General features: G+C 50.3%; 16 protein-coding genes. 7 read left to right on the plus strand and 9 right to left on the minus strand.

Annotated features, from left to right (window positions below; all coding sequences use genetic code 11):
* Window positions 1-14 precede the first annotated feature (14 nt).
* Entirely contained in the window at window positions 15-671 is a 657-nt protein-coding gene (locus tag C9J03_RS15250; RefSeq protein WP_044620493.1) for a LysE family translocator, read from the minus strand.
* Window positions 672-985: 314 nt separating this feature from the next.
* Here C9J03_RS15250 and C9J03_RS15255 point away from each other — a divergent pair, with 314 nt between their 5' ends.
* The 7 genes from C9J03_RS15255 (at window position 986) to C9J03_RS15285 (ending at window position 7,620) form a co-directional block, all read left to right on the plus strand.
* Window positions 986-1,840, plus strand: coding sequence for a patatin-like phospholipase family protein (locus tag C9J03_RS15255; RefSeq protein WP_146149084.1), 855 nt, complete (start codon window positions 986-988; stop codon window positions 1,838-1,840).
* 498 nt (window positions 1,841-2,338) lie between these two features.
* Complete coding sequence (locus tag C9J03_RS15260; protein ID WP_044620492.1) at window positions 2,339-2,782, plus strand: PTS sugar transporter subunit IIA; 444 nt, start codon at window positions 2,339-2,341, stop codon at window positions 2,780-2,782.
* 13 nt (window positions 2,783-2,795) lie between these two features.
* Window positions 2,796-4,196 (plus strand): PTS mannitol transporter subunit IIBC, encoded by a 1,401-nt coding sequence (locus C9J03_RS15265; RefSeq protein WP_107291726.1) that lies wholly within the window; start codon window positions 2,796-2,798, stop codon window positions 4,194-4,196.
* A 46-nt stretch (window positions 4,197-4,242) separates the two neighbouring features.
* Complete coding sequence (locus tag C9J03_RS15270; RefSeq protein WP_044620490.1) at window positions 4,243-5,514, plus strand: zinc-binding dehydrogenase; 1,272 nt, start codon at window positions 4,243-4,245, stop codon at window positions 5,512-5,514.
* A gap of 58 nt (window positions 5,515-5,572) precedes the next feature.
* Window positions 5,573-6,091 (plus strand): MltR family transcriptional regulator, encoded by a 519-nt coding sequence (locus C9J03_RS15275; RefSeq protein WP_044620489.1) that lies wholly within the window; start codon window positions 5,573-5,575, stop codon window positions 6,089-6,091.
* 9 nt (window positions 6,092-6,100) lie between these two features.
* Complete coding sequence (locus C9J03_RS15280) at window positions 6,101-6,835, plus strand: nucleoside/nucleotide kinase family protein (protein WP_044620488.1); 735 nt, start codon at window positions 6,101-6,103, stop codon at window positions 6,833-6,835.
* A gap of 38 nt (window positions 6,836-6,873) precedes the next feature.
* Window positions 6,874-7,620 carry a phosphatase gene (locus C9J03_RS15285; RefSeq protein WP_044620487.1) on the plus strand — a complete coding sequence of 249 codons (747 nt, stop codon included), beginning with the start codon at window positions 6,874-6,876 and terminating at the stop codon, window positions 7,618-7,620.
* 87 nt (window positions 7,621-7,707) lie between these two features.
* Here C9J03_RS15285 and C9J03_RS15290 read toward each other — a convergent pair whose 3' ends face one another.
* The 8 genes from C9J03_RS15290 to iolE form a co-directional block, all read right to left on the minus strand.
* Entirely contained in the window at window positions 7,708-9,285 is a 1,578-nt protein-coding gene (locus C9J03_RS15290) for an ATP-binding cassette domain-containing protein (RefSeq protein WP_044620486.1), read from the minus strand.
* A gap of 531 nt (window positions 9,286-9,816) precedes the next feature.
* Window positions 9,817-10,650 (minus strand): MurR/RpiR family transcriptional regulator, encoded by an 834-nt coding sequence (locus C9J03_RS15295; protein WP_044620485.1) that lies wholly within the window; start codon window positions 10,648-10,650, stop codon window positions 9,817-9,819.
* Window positions 10,651-10,713: 63 nt separating this feature from the next.
* Entirely contained in the window at window positions 10,714-11,541 is an 828-nt protein-coding gene (locus tag C9J03_RS15300) for a class II fructose-bisphosphate aldolase (protein WP_044620484.1), read from the minus strand.
* Window positions 11,542-11,558: 17 nt separating this feature from the next.
* Window positions 11,559-12,428, minus strand: a complete 870-nt coding sequence (locus C9J03_RS15305; RefSeq protein WP_044620483.1) for a 5-deoxy-glucuronate isomerase — start codon at window positions 12,426-12,428, stop codon at window positions 11,559-11,561.
* A 187-nt stretch (window positions 12,429-12,615) separates the two neighbouring features.
* Complete coding sequence (gene iolC, locus C9J03_RS15310; RefSeq protein WP_044620482.1) at window positions 12,616-13,611, minus strand: 5-dehydro-2-deoxygluconokinase; 996 nt, start codon at window positions 13,609-13,611, stop codon at window positions 12,616-12,618.
* 12 nt (window positions 13,612-13,623) lie between these two features.
* Entirely contained in the window at window positions 13,624-14,799 is a 1,176-nt protein-coding gene (locus C9J03_RS15315) for a Gfo/Idh/MocA family protein (protein ID WP_044620481.1), read from the minus strand.
* 139 nt (window positions 14,800-14,938) lie between these two features.
* Window positions 14,939-16,810 (minus strand): 3D-(3,5/4)-trihydroxycyclohexane-1,2-dione acylhydrolase (decyclizing), encoded by a 1,872-nt coding sequence (iolD, locus tag C9J03_RS15320; RefSeq protein ID WP_039469670.1) that lies wholly within the window; start codon window positions 16,808-16,810, stop codon window positions 14,939-14,941.
* A gap of 111 nt (window positions 16,811-16,921) precedes the next feature.
* On the minus strand, window positions 16,922-17,815 hold the full coding sequence (gene iolE / locus C9J03_RS15325) for a myo-inosose-2 dehydratase (RefSeq protein WP_039469669.1): 894 nt from the start codon (window positions 17,813-17,815) through the stop codon (window positions 16,922-16,924).
* Window positions 17,816-18,266: the final 451 nt, after the last annotated feature.

Consider the following 18,266-nt stretch of genomic DNA (forward strand, 5'->3'; position numbering starts at 1 on the left):
AAGTGCTTAAAACCTCACGATGAGGCCATGACTTTGATACCGAAAACGGTAAACAACCCACCGGTTATATAATCAATCACACCCGAAATACGGGCATAGACACTTTTCGCAGATTGATGTGAGAAGGCCGTCGCGAGCAGTGAGTGCCAACATAGGGTGATTGAAGACATGGTGAGCATGATGGCTAAGATCATCGTCGTTGTCATTGCTCCGGACACACTGCCAGGCATGCTCTGTGGCATAGCCACACTGAATAAACTGACCACGAAAAAGCCGGTTTTCGGATTGAGGATGCTGGTGATAAACGCCGTGATAAAGACCTTTTTGTTCGATGGCGATATAATCTGTTGGCCTCGAGGTAACTGGCCAAGCCTTTTTGTTTTGCGGGTTTGGTAAATCTGGCGAAGCCCCAGATACAATAAGTAGCTACCGCCCACCACTTTCATCACGCTAAACAGCTGAGGAAACGTCGTCAGCAAGATGACCAGTCCAGAGCCACCTAAAAACGCCCAGAGCAATATCGCGGTACTGACCCCAAAGGCAGAGAACATGGCGAGAGTGCGGTTGTATTGCAGTGCGGTATTAATCGTTAGGAGTACATTGGCTCCTGGCGTCGCTACAGCGAGTATCCAAATCAATGCCACATGAGCAAGCACCAATAACACTTCCATTACCAACCATCCCTATCAAGTAAGGCAACCGCCGAATATTCTGTCAGTATCCATGGAATTTTCACAAAGACAAGATATTGATCTACAAAGCAGTATCTCGGTCATAAGCCATCATGACGACTGCCAAATTTCCCCCCTCGATTCTCAGCATGCAAAAACACAACGGCTTGCTGTAACAGGCACCGAACAACTTGTCGCCGCAAGATATTGGCGAAGTACTTATCGAGAAATTTCTGTAACGGCTATTTAGCATTCATCTTGTTAACTTAGTGGTATATTGATCTCATCAATCGGGCTAGTACAGGACAGAGATTTTGCCGGCATCACTCTTTAACCCCAAACCCTATAAATTCGGGCTCACCCTCTCTGGTGGTGGCGCTAAATGCATGGCGCAAATCGGTATGTTGCAGTACCTCGACGAGCAAGGCGTGAAACCGGATGTGATTTCCGGGGCTAGCGGCGGCGCACTTGTCGGGGCGTTGTATGCGGCTGGCCATAGCCCGGAGAATATCCTATCGTTCTTTATCGAAAGCCAGATGTTCAAAGCCAGCAGTTTCTCTTTCAACAAGCTGGGCTTGATCAACGCCGAAAAGCTCAACCGCCATTTCCACGGCTGGATCAAACGGGATAACTTCGATGCGCTCGACATTCCACTCTATGTCGCGGCAACCGATCTCAATAACGCGCAACAAGTGGTGTTCCATGAGGGAGAGCTGATTCAGGCGCTACTGGCCTCGGCGGCTTATCCTGGCATGTTCACGCCGGTAAAAATCGGCGACAAGCTGTTTGCCGACGGCGGTATCACCAATAACTACCCGACCGATCTGATCCACGGTTTATGCCGCGCTCATCTCGGGATGTATTTGAGCCCGTTGGAGCATAAAGCCAGCCATGAGTTTACCGATGCCTTTGATGTCATCGACCGGGTATTTGAAATCTACAGCTCGGCGCACCTTCTGAAAAGCATCAAGTTACCCGATATCAACCTTGCTCCGGAAGGCATTGATAAGTGGGGCGCGTTCAACGTCAACAATGGCAGCCTGACCACACTCTATAACTTGGGCTACGAAACCACACGGGATTACTTCTCGGGCGAAGGGGCCGAATGGCTGGCAGAACTCAAGAAGTCTTTATCCAAAAAATCATTATTAGACAGCTTTACTCGGTAAAAACCTCTCTATTCTCCCCCTCAATAGTGGGCCGATTGTATATTATGGCCCACAGCCCTGCCTATAAATAAAGGCCGCTGAAAAGCGCCTGCAACTCAATAACTTTCACCCGCACCGTAATTCAATTACAGGCGATAATTTCCTCGCTGAACCAGAGCTAAACGCCATATGAAAGCCGTTGAAAACCGTAAAATCGAGTAAAAACACAAACCGATCTAACTCAAACTTTTAACTCGTGCAATCAGTAAAAACAGACACCAATCACATTTGGCAAAATAAATTAAATTTCCATTAATTTGATCAACTTCTAATTTCACCTATTGATTTGTAATTCAGAAAAATAATGAAAATAAATTACGTGATTAAATTGAGATCCAACAGCTAAATGCTCGCTTGACAGTAATTTTAATTAGACCCTGATCACAAAATTTGACCGTTTGCTTCTTTAATCCGCTTGTATTGATAATAACCCCAACAACGAACAACAGGGTTAAAGACATGCTATACGAGTTAATTGATCACGAATTAGTGGATGTCATCAACGACGGTACATACCAATGGCAAGAAGCTGTAAGGAAAACAACTCACTACCTTGAGCAACGTGGCTACGTGTCGAATCAGTATGCCGATGCCATTATCCAATCGACACAAGAGAATGGTCCTTACTACGTATTATGCCCTGGCCTCGCAATGCCTCACGCACGACCTGAAACAGGGGTATTGAAAACTGGGCTTGGTATCCATGTCTTCCCGTCCCCTGTTGATTTTGGCTCTGATCTCGGTCCGGCCAATGTCCTTATTACTTTAGCAGCAAAAGACTCTGATACCCACATAGAAGTGATTCAAGCCTTGAGCGAGATGTTTGTGGATGAAGAGAACATTGAGAAGCTAGCCCAAGCATCTTCTAAAGAACAAGTGCTTGAAATTATAAAAGCATACTAAGAGGGAACATAACGTGAAACCAAACATGCGAGCTAATGTGCAAGCCTTTGGCGGTCATTTGACTGCCATGGTATTGCCGAATATCGGGGCCTTTATTGCCTGGGGCTTTATAACCGCACTCTTCATCCCTACCGGTTGGGTACCAAACGAAGCCTTTGGTGAGCTAGTTGGCCCAATGATCACTTACCTACTGCCACTGCTGATCGGTTACACCGGCGGCCAGATTGTCGGCGACAAGCGCGGAGCCGTTGCCGGTGCTATCGGTACCATGGGTGTTATCGTCGGCGCGGATATCCCAATGTTTGTCGGCGCGATGATCATGGGCCCACTGAGTGCCTGGGTGGTGGTGCAAATGGATAAGCGTATCCAGCACCGCATTCCATCAGGCTTCGAGATGGTGGTGAACAACTTCTCGCTGGGTATCGTCGGCATGATCCTGTGCCTGTTTGCCTACGAGATTGTTGGCCCGGCCGTCACAGCCGCGAACCTGTTCGTCAAGTCAGGCATCGAGGCGCTGGTTGCAACCGGCTTCCTGCCGCTGCTGGCGATTATCAACGAACCTGCCAAGGTACTGTTCCTGAACAACGCTATCGACCAGGGGATCTACTACCCACTGGGCCTGCAGGCAGCAGCAGAAACTGGCAAGTCCATCTTCTTCATGGTGGCCTCTAACCCGGGTCCGGGTCTCGGTATGCTGCTGGCTTACGCAAAATTCGGCCAGGGTCTGAGCAAGCGCTCTGCACCAAGTGCCATCATCATCCACTTCTTCGGCGGTATCCACGAGCTTTACTTCCCGTACGTGCTGATGAAACCAATCATGATTGTGGCAATGATTGCCGGTGCAGCAACCGGTATCGCCACCTTCAACCTGCTAGACGCTGGTCTGGTAGCGGGCCCGAGCCCAGGCTCTATCTTCTCTTACTTGGCACTGACACCGAAAGGCAGCTTCATCGCAACGATTGCCGGTGTGGTATCAGCAACAGTCGTATCCTTCCTTGTCGCCAGTGCGATTCTGAAGATGAGCAAGTCAGAAGACAAAGAGAACGAGTTCGAACAGTCGGTCTCTGACATGAAAGACATGAAAGCCGAAGGCGCGGTGAAACCTGCCGCGGCAGCAACCGAAGCGCCAGCAAAACCAATCCAGTTTGTCGCCTTCGCTTGTGATGCGGGTATGGGCTCCAGTGCGATGGGTGCCTCAACCTTCAAGCGCAAGCTGACCAAGGCGGGGATTGATATTGAAGTGAAGAACTTCGCCATCGAGAAAGTCCCAGGTGACGCCGACATTGTGGTCACCCACGAGAGCCTCGAAAACCGAGCGGTTAACGCGACAGGGCTACCGGTCATCACTATCAAAAACTTCCTGAACGACCCTGCTCTTGATGAGCTGATGGTAACTATCGAACAACAAGCTTAACAATTGCATTATAGGGCGGTCCGCCGCCCTACTTTGGAGAGAAATCATGGTACAAACAACGGCAGCGGTTATCTGTGGCGAAAAAGATGTTCAACTAAGAACGTTCGAACTGCCAACCATTTCACCAGACGAACTACTGGTAAAAAACATCTCAAACAGCATCTGTTTGTCCACTTACAAAGCGGCGCTACTGGGTACTAAGCACAAACGTGTACCAGAAAATATCGCAGAAGTACCCGTGATGACTGGCCACGAATACGCGGGCATCATTGTTGAAGTGGGTGAGAACCTGAAAGACAAGTTTACTGCTGGTGATTCCTTTGTTCTGCAGCCTGCGATGGGCCTGCCATCTGGCTACTCTGCCGGTTACAGCTACGAAACCTTCGGCGGTAACGCCACCTACTCTATCATTCCAAAGATCGCTATCGACCTAGGCTGTGTCCTGCCATACAAAGGCGAGTACTTTGCCGATGCCTCACTGGCTGAACCTATGTCTTGCATCATCGGTGCTTACCATGCCAGCTACCACACCACGCCGTATGTTTACGAGCACGAGATGGGTATCAAAGAAGGCGGTTCACTTGCCCTGCTAGCCTGCGCTGGCCCTATGGGTATCGGTGCGATTGATTACGCCATCAATGGCCCGGTTAAACCACGCATCATTGTCGTGACCGACATTGACCAAGCCCGTCTTGACCGCGCTGAAAGCCTGATCCCGGTGAGCACTGCGCAAGAAAAAGGCATCGCACTGCACTATGTGAATACCGCGAAAGTGGACTCTCCGGTTGAGTATCTGAAATCACTCAACGACGGTCAGGGCTACGATGATGTGATGGTATACGCTGCCGTTTCCCAGGTACTGGAACAGGCCGATGATCTTCTAGGCAATGATGGCTGCCTGAACTTCTTTGCCGGCCCGACCGACAAGAAGTTCAAAGTCCCATTCAACTTCTACAATGTGCACTACGAAGCCACCCATATTGTGGGCACCTCGGGCGGCTCGACAGGCGATATGATCGAATCACTCGATTTATCTTCTGATCATCTCATCAACCCATCGTTTATGATCACCCACGTGGGTGGATTGCAGGCAGCGCCGCATACGATTTTAAATCAATTGGAAATCCCGGGTGGTAAAAAACTTATTTACCCGCACATAGATCTTCCGCTAACCGCTATTGATGACTTTATGTCACTTGCCGATCAAGACCCGTTCTTCGCCGAGTTGGACGCTATTTTGAAAGCCAACAACTATGTGTGGAACGTAGACGCAGAAAAAGCGTTACTCGAGTTTTATGACGTGAGCTTGGCGGTTTAGTTACAACGAAATTATGTGGTAGCCTTTGCGCTGCCACATAATGAAGAGGTCACAAACGTTGTCACGTGAACATGAATTACTGAAGAAACTGGAAGAGTGCGATAATGCCACTTCGTTTCTTCAGGTTTCTAACAAAATAATAAACCTCAAGTTAAAAGCATTACTCCCTAAGGTCTTCGTCCAGGACGAATTGGTCATGGAGTATGCTGTGGAACCCTTGCTGAGGGAAGATGGCCCGCTGGTAACCACTGATGTCGTCTCTAAGCTGATGTTTGCAATGGGTAAAATTTCATTAAAAACCTATGCAGATATTGGCTTGTACAACCAAACCTTGGAGTATGCTGCGTCTCTTTCAGACAAAATCTCTTACGGTGATGATGTGGTTTACGACTTCATTAAAAACCAATCGGTACTCTCGTCACAGCAAGATGGCTTTTATCTTGAGTCCATCAACAAATTAAAGTTTTCCTCTTTCGAAGCTTTTTCACAGATGAGATATGAAGCGCTGATCAAAACCGTGCTAGACCTGTCCTGTGAACTGTTATTAGAAAACATCGAAAGAGAGATCAACCAATGAGGCCTCGCGATGAAAGTGAATTTGAACATCAGTGGATTCGATACCGAAGCGGTATTTCCCGATAAAGATATCAAGACTATTCATAAACCCCTGGTGGAGAAATTTACTCGCCTTTACCAAGAAACTCAGCAGCGCATCGTTATATTCCTCAGCGCACCTCCAGGCAGTGGAAAATCAACACTTGCCGCCTTTTGGGAATATTTATCAGAACAAGATGAACACCTGGAACCCTTGCAAGTTTTGCCTTTTGATGGCTTTCATTACCCCAACGACATCCTCGACAGCAACACCACTGAACGAAATGGTGAAACCATTTCCCTACGCAGTATCAAAGGCTCATACGAAACCTTCAATTTAACCGAACTTATCGACAAGCTGAAACAGCTCAAAGTCAAGGATCCTAAGTGGCCTTATTACGACAGAAACCTGCACGACCCTGTCGATGATGCCATTGACGTCACGCGTAACATCGTTGTGGTCGAGGGTAACTGGCTATTGCTGGATGAGCCGGTATGGCAAGGGCTTTACAACCTGGCGGACTTCACGGTCTTCATCGATACCCAACCCGAGTTTCTGCAAGAGCGCTTGGTCAACCGGAAAATCAGAGGCGGCAGTTCGCCAGAGGAGGCCTTGGCTTTTTACCAAAAATCGGATGCCGTGAATGTCGAGAAAGTCCTTAACCACTCCATCAAGGCTGATTTGAATTTGTTTATGAACCGAGACGGTTCATTTGAAATCCAATAAGCTGTCCACCATTGTAGGAGCAGAACAAGGAGATCACTATGAATATCGTGATTGATAGCCACACCCATACCATCGCCAGTGGACATGCTTACAGCACCATCATTGAAAATGCCCAAGCCGCGAAAAACAAGAAGCTGAAGCTGCTTTGCACTACCGACCATGCGCCTGAAATGCCAGGTGCTCCTCACTATTGGCATTTCAATAACCAGCGGATTTTGCCCCGCTTCTTACATGATGTGGGGATCCTTCGCGGGGTAGAGGCCAATACGCTCAATGTGAAGGGCGAGATCGACCTGCCCGCATCAACAGACCAGCACCTGGACTGGGTTATCGCCAGCTTCCATGAGCCGGTCTTCAAACCGGCGACTGAGGCCGAGCATACTGCCGCCCTCGTCAATGTCATCAAGAGTGGCCGGGTGGATGTGCTAGGCCACCTGGGCAACCCCAACTACCCGTTCGATATCGAGCAGGTACTCAGTTGTGCCAAGGCGCATAACGTGGCCATCGAGGTCAACAACACCTCACTGACCGGCAAAAGCCGCAAAGGCAGCGACGTGCGCTGCAGCAATATCGTCGAGATCGGCAAAGAGATCGGGGTGTATTTCACCACCGGCTCCGATGCCCACTTCTGCGAAGAAATTGCCCGGCTCGATCTTGCTATCGCCCTGCTGGAAAAGCATGGTGTCAGTGAAGAGCAAATCCTGACGACATCGACTAGCCGCTTTCTCAACTTCCTGCTGCTGCGCGGCAAACCAGAAATCACCGAATTCGCCGGTTTGTATTAATTAGGATCGACATATTGGGACGTTGAAATGCCGACGCAATGTCGGCATTTCTATTTTTGCAAACAGCATGTTGACCATTCCTTTGCGTCAACTCGTCAGTGCACACTCCTTGTCAAACCGGATCGCCTTGGCAAAGTCCCGGTCATGGCTCACCAAGATAAATGCCCCCCGATACTGGCTTAGCGCCTGCGCCAGTTGTTGTTTGGCGTCGATATCCAAATGGTTGTCAGGCTCATCAAGCAGTAGCACAGGCTGCTCGGAAAGATGGCTGACCATCAATATCGCCAGCTTCATTTTTTCCCCGCCACTTAAGTGCATGACCTGGCGGTAGACACTGTCTCGGCGAAAGCCAATACCGGCCAGCAAGGTTCTGGCATCACTCTCACTAAGCCCATCGCAGTAGTCCATCAGGCACTCCAGCATGGTGCTGTCGTCTCTGAGCAGGCTGAAGTGCTGATCGAGATACTCTGTTGTTGTATTGACAGTCATTGTTCTCGATGGCATTTCAGCTTGATGGTGAATCGCCTTGAGCAGGGTGGATTTGCCACTGCCATTGCCCCCCGTCAGATAGCAACGCTCTGATTGCATCAGCACCAAGTTTACGGGTTCAGGGGCGCCATAGGGCAACAGATAGCCTTCAACTCTAAGTACGGTGGTCTTTTTTGCCTGGCCGAACTCTGCCAAATACAAATGGCGTGGCTTTATGGCTTCCTGCTGCTGTTGCAACGCAGAAAGCTTTTGCTGGCTGCGTTTAAGCTGGTTCTGGTGGTTCGTTGCGGCGGCAGATTGGCTCTGCTCCGCCTTGTCTTTCATCGCATCAAGCAAGATTTTGGGCTGGCTGCCGGTTTTCCTCAGCCGGTTCCCTTGCGCCTGGCGCTGCTGGGCTTTTTCCTTGCTCGCTTGCTGCTGACGCTCGATTTTCTTTTGCTCTGACTTAAGCTGGGTGATCTGCCTATCGAGTGCATTTTCCTTGATGGTATGCTGGCTAAAGAAGGCATCGTAGTTTCCCTGGTAATACTGCAATCCCAAGCTGGTTAGGTGGTAAATACCCTCAACATGACGGAGCAATTCCCTGTCATGGCTGACCACTAGGGCTTTTCCGGAAAACTGCTGGAGTTGGCCGATGAGCCACTGGCGGCCTCGGGCATCAAGGTGGTTGGAGGGCTCATCGAGCAGCAAGATATCAACCTGTGATTGAAACAGCTGGTGCAGCTGCAACAGTGCCAGTTGCCCGCCGCTCAAGTCACGGCACAGGGCCTCTGGCGAAGCCGGTAACCCAAGTTCCGCCAACAACTGCTGGGTTCGCGTCGTAACCTCCCAGTCATCGGCAATGATGTCAAAATAATGGGCATCGCATTGGCCTTGCTCTACCGCTTTGATAGCGGCCAGCTTATTGCTAACCCCAATAAATTCAGCAACCGTCTGCGTACTTGTCAGTAATTTTGAAGGTTGCTGGGAATAGAGGCCGATCTGCCCCTGGCAAGACACGCCCCCTGTTGTCGGCGTTAATTTTCCAAGCAGCAATGATAATAACACCGACTTGCCCACGCCGTTGCGGCCGACCAAGCCGGTCAGCTTGTCATTCAAGCTGATGTTGAGGTGTTGAAATAGCCACTCCCCAGTGTCTAACTGAAAAGCTAATTGATGGGCGATTAATGCAGGCATAAATACCTCCCTATTTATCAATCACACTAAATTTCTAATGTGATTGTTATTAAACAAGGGGTTACGTCTTTCTACGCCAATAGAATGACCAGGCAGTTACTTTGATCCCACTGTGCGCTCGGACAAACATTCAGATGTCAGCAAAAAGCCTTAGCAACAAGCGCAAATAGATATTTTAGATAGAGAAGATATGACGAAGTAACGCCCACTAACCCCGAGAGTCCAAGATAATAAAAACTGGCTATCAGGAAGTTAGTTGTTCATGTCGGCGTTAGCTCCTAAAGAAATGATGGGGGAATTTTAACCAAGACACTCAGTACTAAGCAAGCAAAAGAAGCCTGTTTAGAAGTGTGGGAGCTAAGACTTTGAAGTAGCTTCCATTCGCTCTCTTAGCTCTATAACAAGTGGATTCTCTGTATATTGAAAATCCTTTCGGGAACCGCAAATACAAGTCGTTTCCCTATAGTGCCGCTTTCCTTAAGGACAAAAAAGAGCCTCAATCGAGGCTCTTTCTGCATCAATCGTCAGTCACTAAACACTGTCCTGGCACATTAAACTCACCGCCAAGGTCTGGGCCAGATAGACCGAGCAACTGAGTGAGCGGAAGCCCAAATTATCCCCTTCCTGCACCTCGAAGCAGACATCCATCTTGTTGCCCTGCTCCATCATTTGGTTATCGGTGATGGCAATAATCGGCACCTTCTTTTGGTAAGCAAGGTCGATAACGTCGGTGGTTTCCGGCGCATAAGGGCTGAAAGTGAAGGTAACCAATACGTCTCTCTCACCCATCAGGCGGGTCAGCGGCGATAGCATCCCACCGTTATCATCAATCAATACAACATTGTTATTGGATTTCATCAAGGCATACCAAAGGTAGAAAGCCACGGGATACGCCCGCCGCATACCCTGGATGTAAATCGTCTCGGCCCCTTCAAGCAAGCTAACCGCCCTGTCCAGCTTCTGTGGCGACACCGTGATTTGCAGCTGCTCCATGGCCTCAATATTTGCCGCGCCGAAATCATGGAAAATCGCCGCCGCAGAATCCGGGCCAAATTCAGCCTCGTTTCTCGCCTTGCGCACCCGCTCTTTATAATCCCGCGGGCGGTTGAAGTAGTGATCGCGGAAGACAGCTTGCATCGAACTGAACCCAGAGAAACCCATCGCATTAGAAAAGCGGCTGAGAGTAGACAGCGGCACATTGGCCTGCTCGGCAATCGTCACCATGGTTTCAACCGCTACCAGCATTGGCTGGGCCATGGCAAAGTCAGCCACCTGCTGCAGGCGCGGACTTAGATCGTCGTAGCGACGGACAATATGATCTTTGAGGGTGTCTAAATCGGTGGGGACAAGCTCGGCTACTTCCATATATTGATGATCTCCTGCGAAAAAAATGCCCTGTATTAACAGGGCAAATGGTCACGACATTTATTACGACAGCAGTTTGAAATTACGAATCGCTTCTTCTTTCACCGCCGGCATGGCCTTCTTCATGAAGTAAATGCGGTCAAACTTCTCTGGCTCTTCATTCATGAAATCACGCAAGCCATGGCCCAGCGCTTGGCGCAGGCAAGTACCGATGTTGAATTTCGATACGCGGGTGCGCTTAAGCACTTCCATATCTTCGTTGCGGATACCGCTGGTGCCATGGATAACCAACGGGACATCGACCATGCTGGCGATCTTGTCCAGGCGGCCAAAATCGATGGTGCAAGTTGGCTCAGTCAGGCGGTGTACGTTACCTACTGAAACGGCCACACAGTCGGCACCACTTTCTTTGGCAAAACGGGCCGCTTCTTCTGCTTCGGTATAGATAGATTTGATGTGGTCACGGCCTTCATCGTAAGGCACTGAGCCTATCTCGCCTTCAACTGAAGCGCCCATAGCGTGGGCAACCTCTGCCACCGCACGGGTACGGGCAATGTTTTCTTCCAGTGATAGCTGAGAGCCATCAAACATCACTGAGCTGAAACCTGCTTTCAGGGCACGGTAAACGATCTCTTCCTCGTAGGTATGATCTAGGTGCAAACATACTGGCACCGTGCTGTTTTTCGCCAAGGTCAGGAACATCGCCGCTGCGGTCTCAACACCGTAGAAATCAGCCACATCTTTGTTGCAAGCGAGGATCACTGGCTTGTTCACTTCTTCTGCCGCTTCTACCACGGCACGGGCATCTTCGTAGCCGAATACGTTGAAGCAAGGAACCGCATAGTCGGAAGCCGCGGCTTCAGGCAAAAGATCTTTTAAATTGACGAGCATAGTAGAAAACCTCCGTGTTATTTGAACTTGGCGATCATGTCCTTGATGCCAGGGATTGTTTCAACTTGATATTCGTGGTGCGGGTCAAAGTGCTGGATCAATGACTTCTCGGTTTTGCCTACGATAATGGTGAAGTAGTACATCTCGTAGCCCGGTGCCGCCACGCTTGGGTGGTAGCCTTTATCGATGGCAATCACCGAACCGGTACGAACGTGATAAACCGGACCGAAGTCGTCTTCGTGCTCGTAGAGGAACTGGGCACCGAAGCCAAAGTCTGGGTTGAAGCGGAACTGGTATACTTCTTCGTACAATGTCTCTTTGCTGCCGTCAGGCTTAACACGATCCTCATCATGCTTGTGAGGAGGGAAACCCGACCAACCACCGGCACCGACGGTAAACAGCTCGCTCACCAGTAGGCGGCCACGGTTGTCAGAGTTTGACTGGCCCAGCACATGTTTGATTTTACGGTGAGTTTTAGTGTCATCCGAGCCGTACTGTACAATGTCGACATTCTCTTCGCGGATGCAAAATGGCTCCAGAGACTGTTCGAACTTACCACCGGCAATCATCACATCCGCCGTATCGCTGACACAGTCAATGGTTGCGCTGTAGCCAAGCGGCACATAGACCGCTTCCGGGTTGCCATCCCATACCGATTTACGCTTACCGATGTTGTCGTAGACTTCGGTCTTCTCACCATTGGTCACAATGATCGAACAGGTACCGCCCGCCAAAACGATCACGGACTCGTAACCTTCAACAACGTGCTGGTGCTGCTCGCCCTGCGACAAACGGACCTGATTGAAATAACACAGCGGTGTGACTTCATCGTTCACATCGATGATAGGTTGGTTTTTATTATCAAACGGTGGGATATGCTTACCCATGACTCTCTCCTCACTGCCTGATTAACCTCGGGATGTAATCAGCACAGCCATGTAATAATTGGTTCTATATAAAGGGGATAAAAAAGCCGGGCCTCGATGGTGTGTACAGGCAGAGGACTGAAGGTTACTGCGCTGCACTGACCCGGCTGACCAAAATGCCTTTAATCACTTCGTCCGGAGGTGACTGTTAAAGGCTTTGTTCTCTGGTCTCAATAAAATCGAATAATTGTTCCTTGGTCGGCATCGCTTCGGTGCAGCTGTTGCCGCTGACGTTAATCGCTGCTGCTGCCGAGCCATGCTTGACGCCGTCTTCCAACTCGCCGCCGTTAACCAGGGTCCAAATCAGGCCGCCGGCAAATGAGTCGCCCGAACCAAATGGTTTTTGAACCTCAACGCGGAAGATCCCCTGCTGGAATTTATGGCCGTCACGGCAGTAGACTTTAGAGCCGAACTCACCTGCCTTGATCACCACCACCTGGGTATTGGCACGCAGGAAGCGCTCTGCCGTTGCATCGTCATCCTTGTTGCCCGGGGCCAGCACGGTTTCCATCATGTCGAATTCTTCGCGGTTGCCGATAACGATATCGGACAAGCCTGCTGCGATGCCGTAATAGATAGACGCATCGACATCGGTACGCCATGAGTAAGGGCGGTAGTCGACATCCAGTACCACGAGCGTGTTGCTGCGGCGTGCATGCTCCATCGCAATCAATGTAGCTTCGCGGCTTGGGCTTTCAGACAGCGCCGTTCCCGTGACCACCAACACTTTCGAGCTGGCGATGTACGCTGGGTCGACCTGCTCTGGCTTGATGGTCAAATCAGAGGCTTTGTTACGGTAAATCAATACGGTACAGTCACTCGGCTTCATCTCGGTAAACGCCACTGAAGTGCGCGAGCCCGAATTGTCGGTCATCATGCCGTCTAGGTTGATACCCTGGCCTGACATGTACTGCTTCACGTAGCCGCCGAATGCATCATCAGCGACACAACCGATAAACCCGACTTTGCCGCCAAGTTTGCTCACAGCCACTGCGATGTTAGCCGCCGAGCCGCCGACGAATTTGTTGAAGCCTGAAATGTCTGCCATGTCCGTGTTTGATTCACGGGCGTAGAGGTCTACGCCCGCACGTCCCAACACGATGGCATCCAGCTTGCGGTCTTGCTGAAGTGCAATCTTTGTCATGGTCCGTTCCTATTACTCGTAATCAACCCAAGCTGCGTTTTGGTCTGCTGACTCAACGCACTTCTCACATAGGCGTACGCCTTCGATACCGGCATCGATACCTGGGAACCAAATATCCGCTAGCGCTGCCTGATCGTCGCGGTCTGCCGCGTCGAATGCCAATGCAAAGCGGTGGTATAGGTTTGCCCAAGACTCGAAGTAACCTTCTGCGTGGCCACCGCCAACACGGTTAGCGGCAACACCCGGTGCATCCTGGTGTAGGTAGCCCATGCCGCGCTCTAGAATGCGTGGTGGCTCGCCCTGAATTTCGTAACGCAGCTGGTTTGGCTGCTCGTCCCACCACTCGAGAGAGGCTTTAGAACCCACGATGCGGATCTTCTGCTGGTGCATAGAGCCAGCATTGACTGCAGATGCCCAAAGCGTACCCACAGCACCGCCTTTGAATTCCATCATCACATGGGCGTTATCTTCTAGCGGTGTACGCGACTTGATGAAGCTCTGGCGCATGCAAGACAGGCGGTCGACTTCTAGCCCTGTCATCACTTCACACAGGTAGAAGGCGTGGGTGCCGATATCGCCTAGCACGTAAGTTGGGCCAGAGACTTCTGGGCTTACACGCCACTTAAGGCCTGGATCGTTTAGCTCGTACTCTTCGTTATGGAAGCCGTGGGCGAACTGCATGTTGATCACGCGAACTTCACCTAGGTCGCCACGCTGAACCATTTCACGCGCCTGCTGAACCATTGGGAAACCGCTATAGCCGTACATCACACCGATAACACGGTTATTCTGTGCCGCGATTGTTTTTAGCTCTTCCGCTTCTTCAGTAGTGAAGGTGATTGGCTTTTCACACACCACGTGTAGGTTTGCTTCCAGCGCTGCCTTACAGATTTCGTAGTGGGTAGAGTTCGGTGTGGCGATAGAGACCGCCTGGATACCGTCTTCGCGTTGGGCTTCTTGCTCAAACATCTCTTTGTAGTTGGCGTAGCAACGGTCGCCGTCAAGGCCTAGGTTTTCACCGAAGTCACGGCAACGTGCAGGATCTAGATCGAAAGCACCCGCTACCAGCTTGAACAGACCATCACGCTGTGCGGCATTACGGTGTGAGTAACCGATCTGGCTACCACGGCCGCCGCCTACCATTGCCCAGCGGATTGGTTGGTCAAAATGACGTTCTTCATTAAACATGGTTCACTCCTTGGCAGGTATCACGACTTCACACTGTGATACCTGCGGGTAAATTATTGGAAATATTAAGATTTAAATGTTCGGAATTCGTTTATGTTAGGCACCGGTCTTAAATACCGCTACCCTATACACCGCGCCTCTATACACCGCGTCTCTGGGTCGCTCGGCCTTCTTCCCAATCCGCGACTTTCTTCGCGGTGTGCTCGTTGCGAGTCACTTCAGGTAGCCCTACTTCCCACCAGCAGTCACACTTAGACCATGCCGCTGGTGATACCGGGTCGATATCCACCACAATCACGTAGGTGCGGTCAGCTTCTTTGGCGCGGGCGAATGCTGCATCGAACTCGTCGACAGAGGTCAGCTTCTCGGAAATCGCCCCTTGTGCTTCTGCGTGCTTGGCAAAATCGACGCGGGCCAACTCGCCATCTGGGCGGCGGCAGTCTTCAAGCAGGTTGTTGAATGACTCGTTACCGGTGTTGTTCTGCAGTTTGTTGATAACCGCGAAACCGCCGTTGTCGCACACCACCACAATCATCTTGTGGCCAGTCAAAACCGATGAGTAGATATCTGAGTTCTGGATAAGGTATGAACCGTCACCCACTAGCACTACAACGTCGTTGTCTGGGTTGGCAATTTTCGCGCCCCAGCCGCCGGCAATCTCATAACCCATGCATGAGTAACCGAAGTCGATATCAAACTTACCGATCTGGTAGTTCTGCCAGTTCATCGATAGCTCGGCAGGTAGGCCACCCGCAGCAGTCAGTACGGTGTCGCCCTTTTCCATCGACTTGTTGAGCTTGCCGATCACTTCCGCGTAAGAGGACATGCCCGGTAGCAGGTCGCCTTCTTGAGGGTGGGTACGGCGGTGAACCAACTCTTTCCACTCATCCGCTTCGGCTTTGGCTTTGGCCGACCACTCATCGCCTGAGCGCCAGTCGCCAAGTAGGGCTGACAGCTTGGTCATGGATGTTTTGGCATCGCCCAGCACTGGGTAAGACATGTGCTTGATGGCATCGAATTTCGCTACGTTGATACTGACCAGTTTCATCTCTGGGTTCTTGAAGACCGTCCAAGAACCGGTGGTGAAATCTTGCAGGCGGGTACCAATTGCCAGCACCACGTCTGCTTCGTTAGCCATGTGGTTGGCAGAATCAGAACCGGTAACACCGATTGGGCCGGCGTTCAGCGGGTTGTCCTGCAGCATAGTGGCGCGACCGGCAATGGTCTCGACCACCGGAATGTTGTGCTTACCTGCAAAGTCAGCCAACTCGTCAGTCGCCAGTGAGTAGTGAACACCGCCACCAGAGATGATCAGTGGCTTCTTGGCTTGCATCAGGATTTCTTTCGCTTCTTCCAGAACAACCATTTCAGGCTCTGGACGGCGGATACGGTGTACTTTTTCGGCAAAGAATACTTCAGGGAAATCGTAAGCCACACCCTGGATATCTTGCGGCAGGCCAAGGAATACAGGGCCACAAGTAGCAGGGTCTAGCATGGTATCAAGCGCTTGAGGCAGTGTGTGCATTAGCTGGGATGGCGACAGAACGCGGTCCCAGTAGCGCGTTAGCGGCTTGAAGGCATCGTTAGATGTCACAGACGGATCTTCGAAGTTCTCCGGCTGCTGCAAAACTGGATCTGGCAGGCGGCTAACATAGGCGTCACCAGAGATAAGTAGAAGAGGTAGACGGTTAGTGTGCGCGATACCGGCAGCCGTTACCATGTTGGTCGCACCTGGGCCGATAGAGCTGGTTGCAATACCGATTCGGCGACGTTGGTTAGCTTTCGCGTACGCAATGGCCGCTGTTGCCATCGACTGTTCGTTCTGACCGCGCCAGGTTGGGATTTTATCTTCAATATTCTTTAGCTGCTGGCCAAAGCACGTCACGTTACCGTGACCGAAAATCGCAAAGGCGGCACCAAAAAGTTGTTCTTTCTTTCCATCAATTTCAATCATTTGTGCTGCAAGGTACTTAGCAAGCGCTTCAGCAACAGTCAGGCGTACAGTTTTCATTGTCTTCCTCGATATTCAGTACCCGATGGGGCATCCCTACCCCGACCACACCTCCCAGTTGGTTCGGCCGGGGATACATTAGGGGGCTAGTAGCCCCCTAGGGGTTCTTGGTTACAGGCCGTACTTGTTCGCGTAGCCAGTGATATTCTCGTAGGCAGTTTTTGCGTAAGTCAGTGGGTGCGCTTTCGCCGGATCCTGCTCCGCTTCAACCAGTAGCCAGCCTTTGTAGTCACGCTCTTTCAGTGCAGCGAAAACGTCGTCGTAATCAACATCGCCAGTGCCAGGAACGGTGAATACACCATCAAGAACTGCGTTAAGGAATGATTTGTCTGCATCGCGAGCGGCCTTCATAACGTCTAGACGTAGGTCTTTAAAGTGCATGTGGCCGATGCGGTGGCCCCAGCGCTTGATCATAGTGACAGGATTGCCGCCGCCGTATGTGATGTGGCCAGTGTCTAGCGTTAGGTGAACCGCGTCGCCAGTTAGCTCCATCATGATGTTGATGTCATCTTCGGTTTCACAGATGGTGCCCACGTGGTGGTGGAAAGACAGCTTGATGTCGTGCTCGTTAAGCAGGTACTCAGCAACAGTCGTTAGCTTCTCACAGTATGTTTTCCACTCATCCATAGTCAGGATGACGCGCTGAGAAAGAGGAGTATTGATGTCGCCGTGAACCGTGTTGCTCACTTCACCGAATACCATCGCTTTACAGCCTGCCGCTTTGAGCAGCTTGATGTGATCTTGCATCGCCGCAATTTCTTCTTCCGCCGTCAGCGTCATCAAGTTACCGCTGTACCAGCCTGAAGCCAGAACCAGGCCGTGTTTTTCTAGAAGAGGAATAAGCACTTCTGGCTCACGTGGGTATTTGGTACCTAGCTCAGTACCAGTAAAGCCCGCTTCAGCCATTTCACTCAAACATGTTTCCAATGGGATCTCGCCACCCAGTTCAGGCATATCATCGTTAGTCCAAGTCAGTGGGCTGATTCCGTATTGCACATTGCTCATGTTTGTTCTCCAACAATAACTTAAATAAAAAATTAAACGTGATGAGATAATTTGCGAACGCTTTGGATTATGCTTTTTTCACATCCAGATAAAGAGCCTCGTGCCCTTCACCGTTCGCTCAACTTGGAAATCACTATAACCAAAAAAAACAAAATGAAAAATATTTTTCGATCATTGAAAAGCATTTAATTTTTTTGAAAAAATCGGAAAGAACCCAGTAATAACGCGGCCTTTGGCGGTTTTATGAGCAAGATCACAAACCAATAATATCCAATTAAAACAGAATCTTATACGCAATTATGTTTTTGGAAAATATTTTTCTTAATTTGATCAAGATATCATTTACGAATAAAAACCCTCTTTGGGTCTGGTCGAATCAAGATGAACTCAATATGATAAAACCATCACCTTATGAAAAAATATTTTCAAAGCGACATATAACTACTACAGA

It is taken from the genome of Photobacterium gaetbulicola, from assembly GCF_003025515.1.
In the GTDB taxonomy this organism is placed as follows: domain Bacteria; phylum Pseudomonadota; class Gammaproteobacteria; order Enterobacterales; family Vibrionaceae; genus Photobacterium; species Photobacterium gaetbulicola.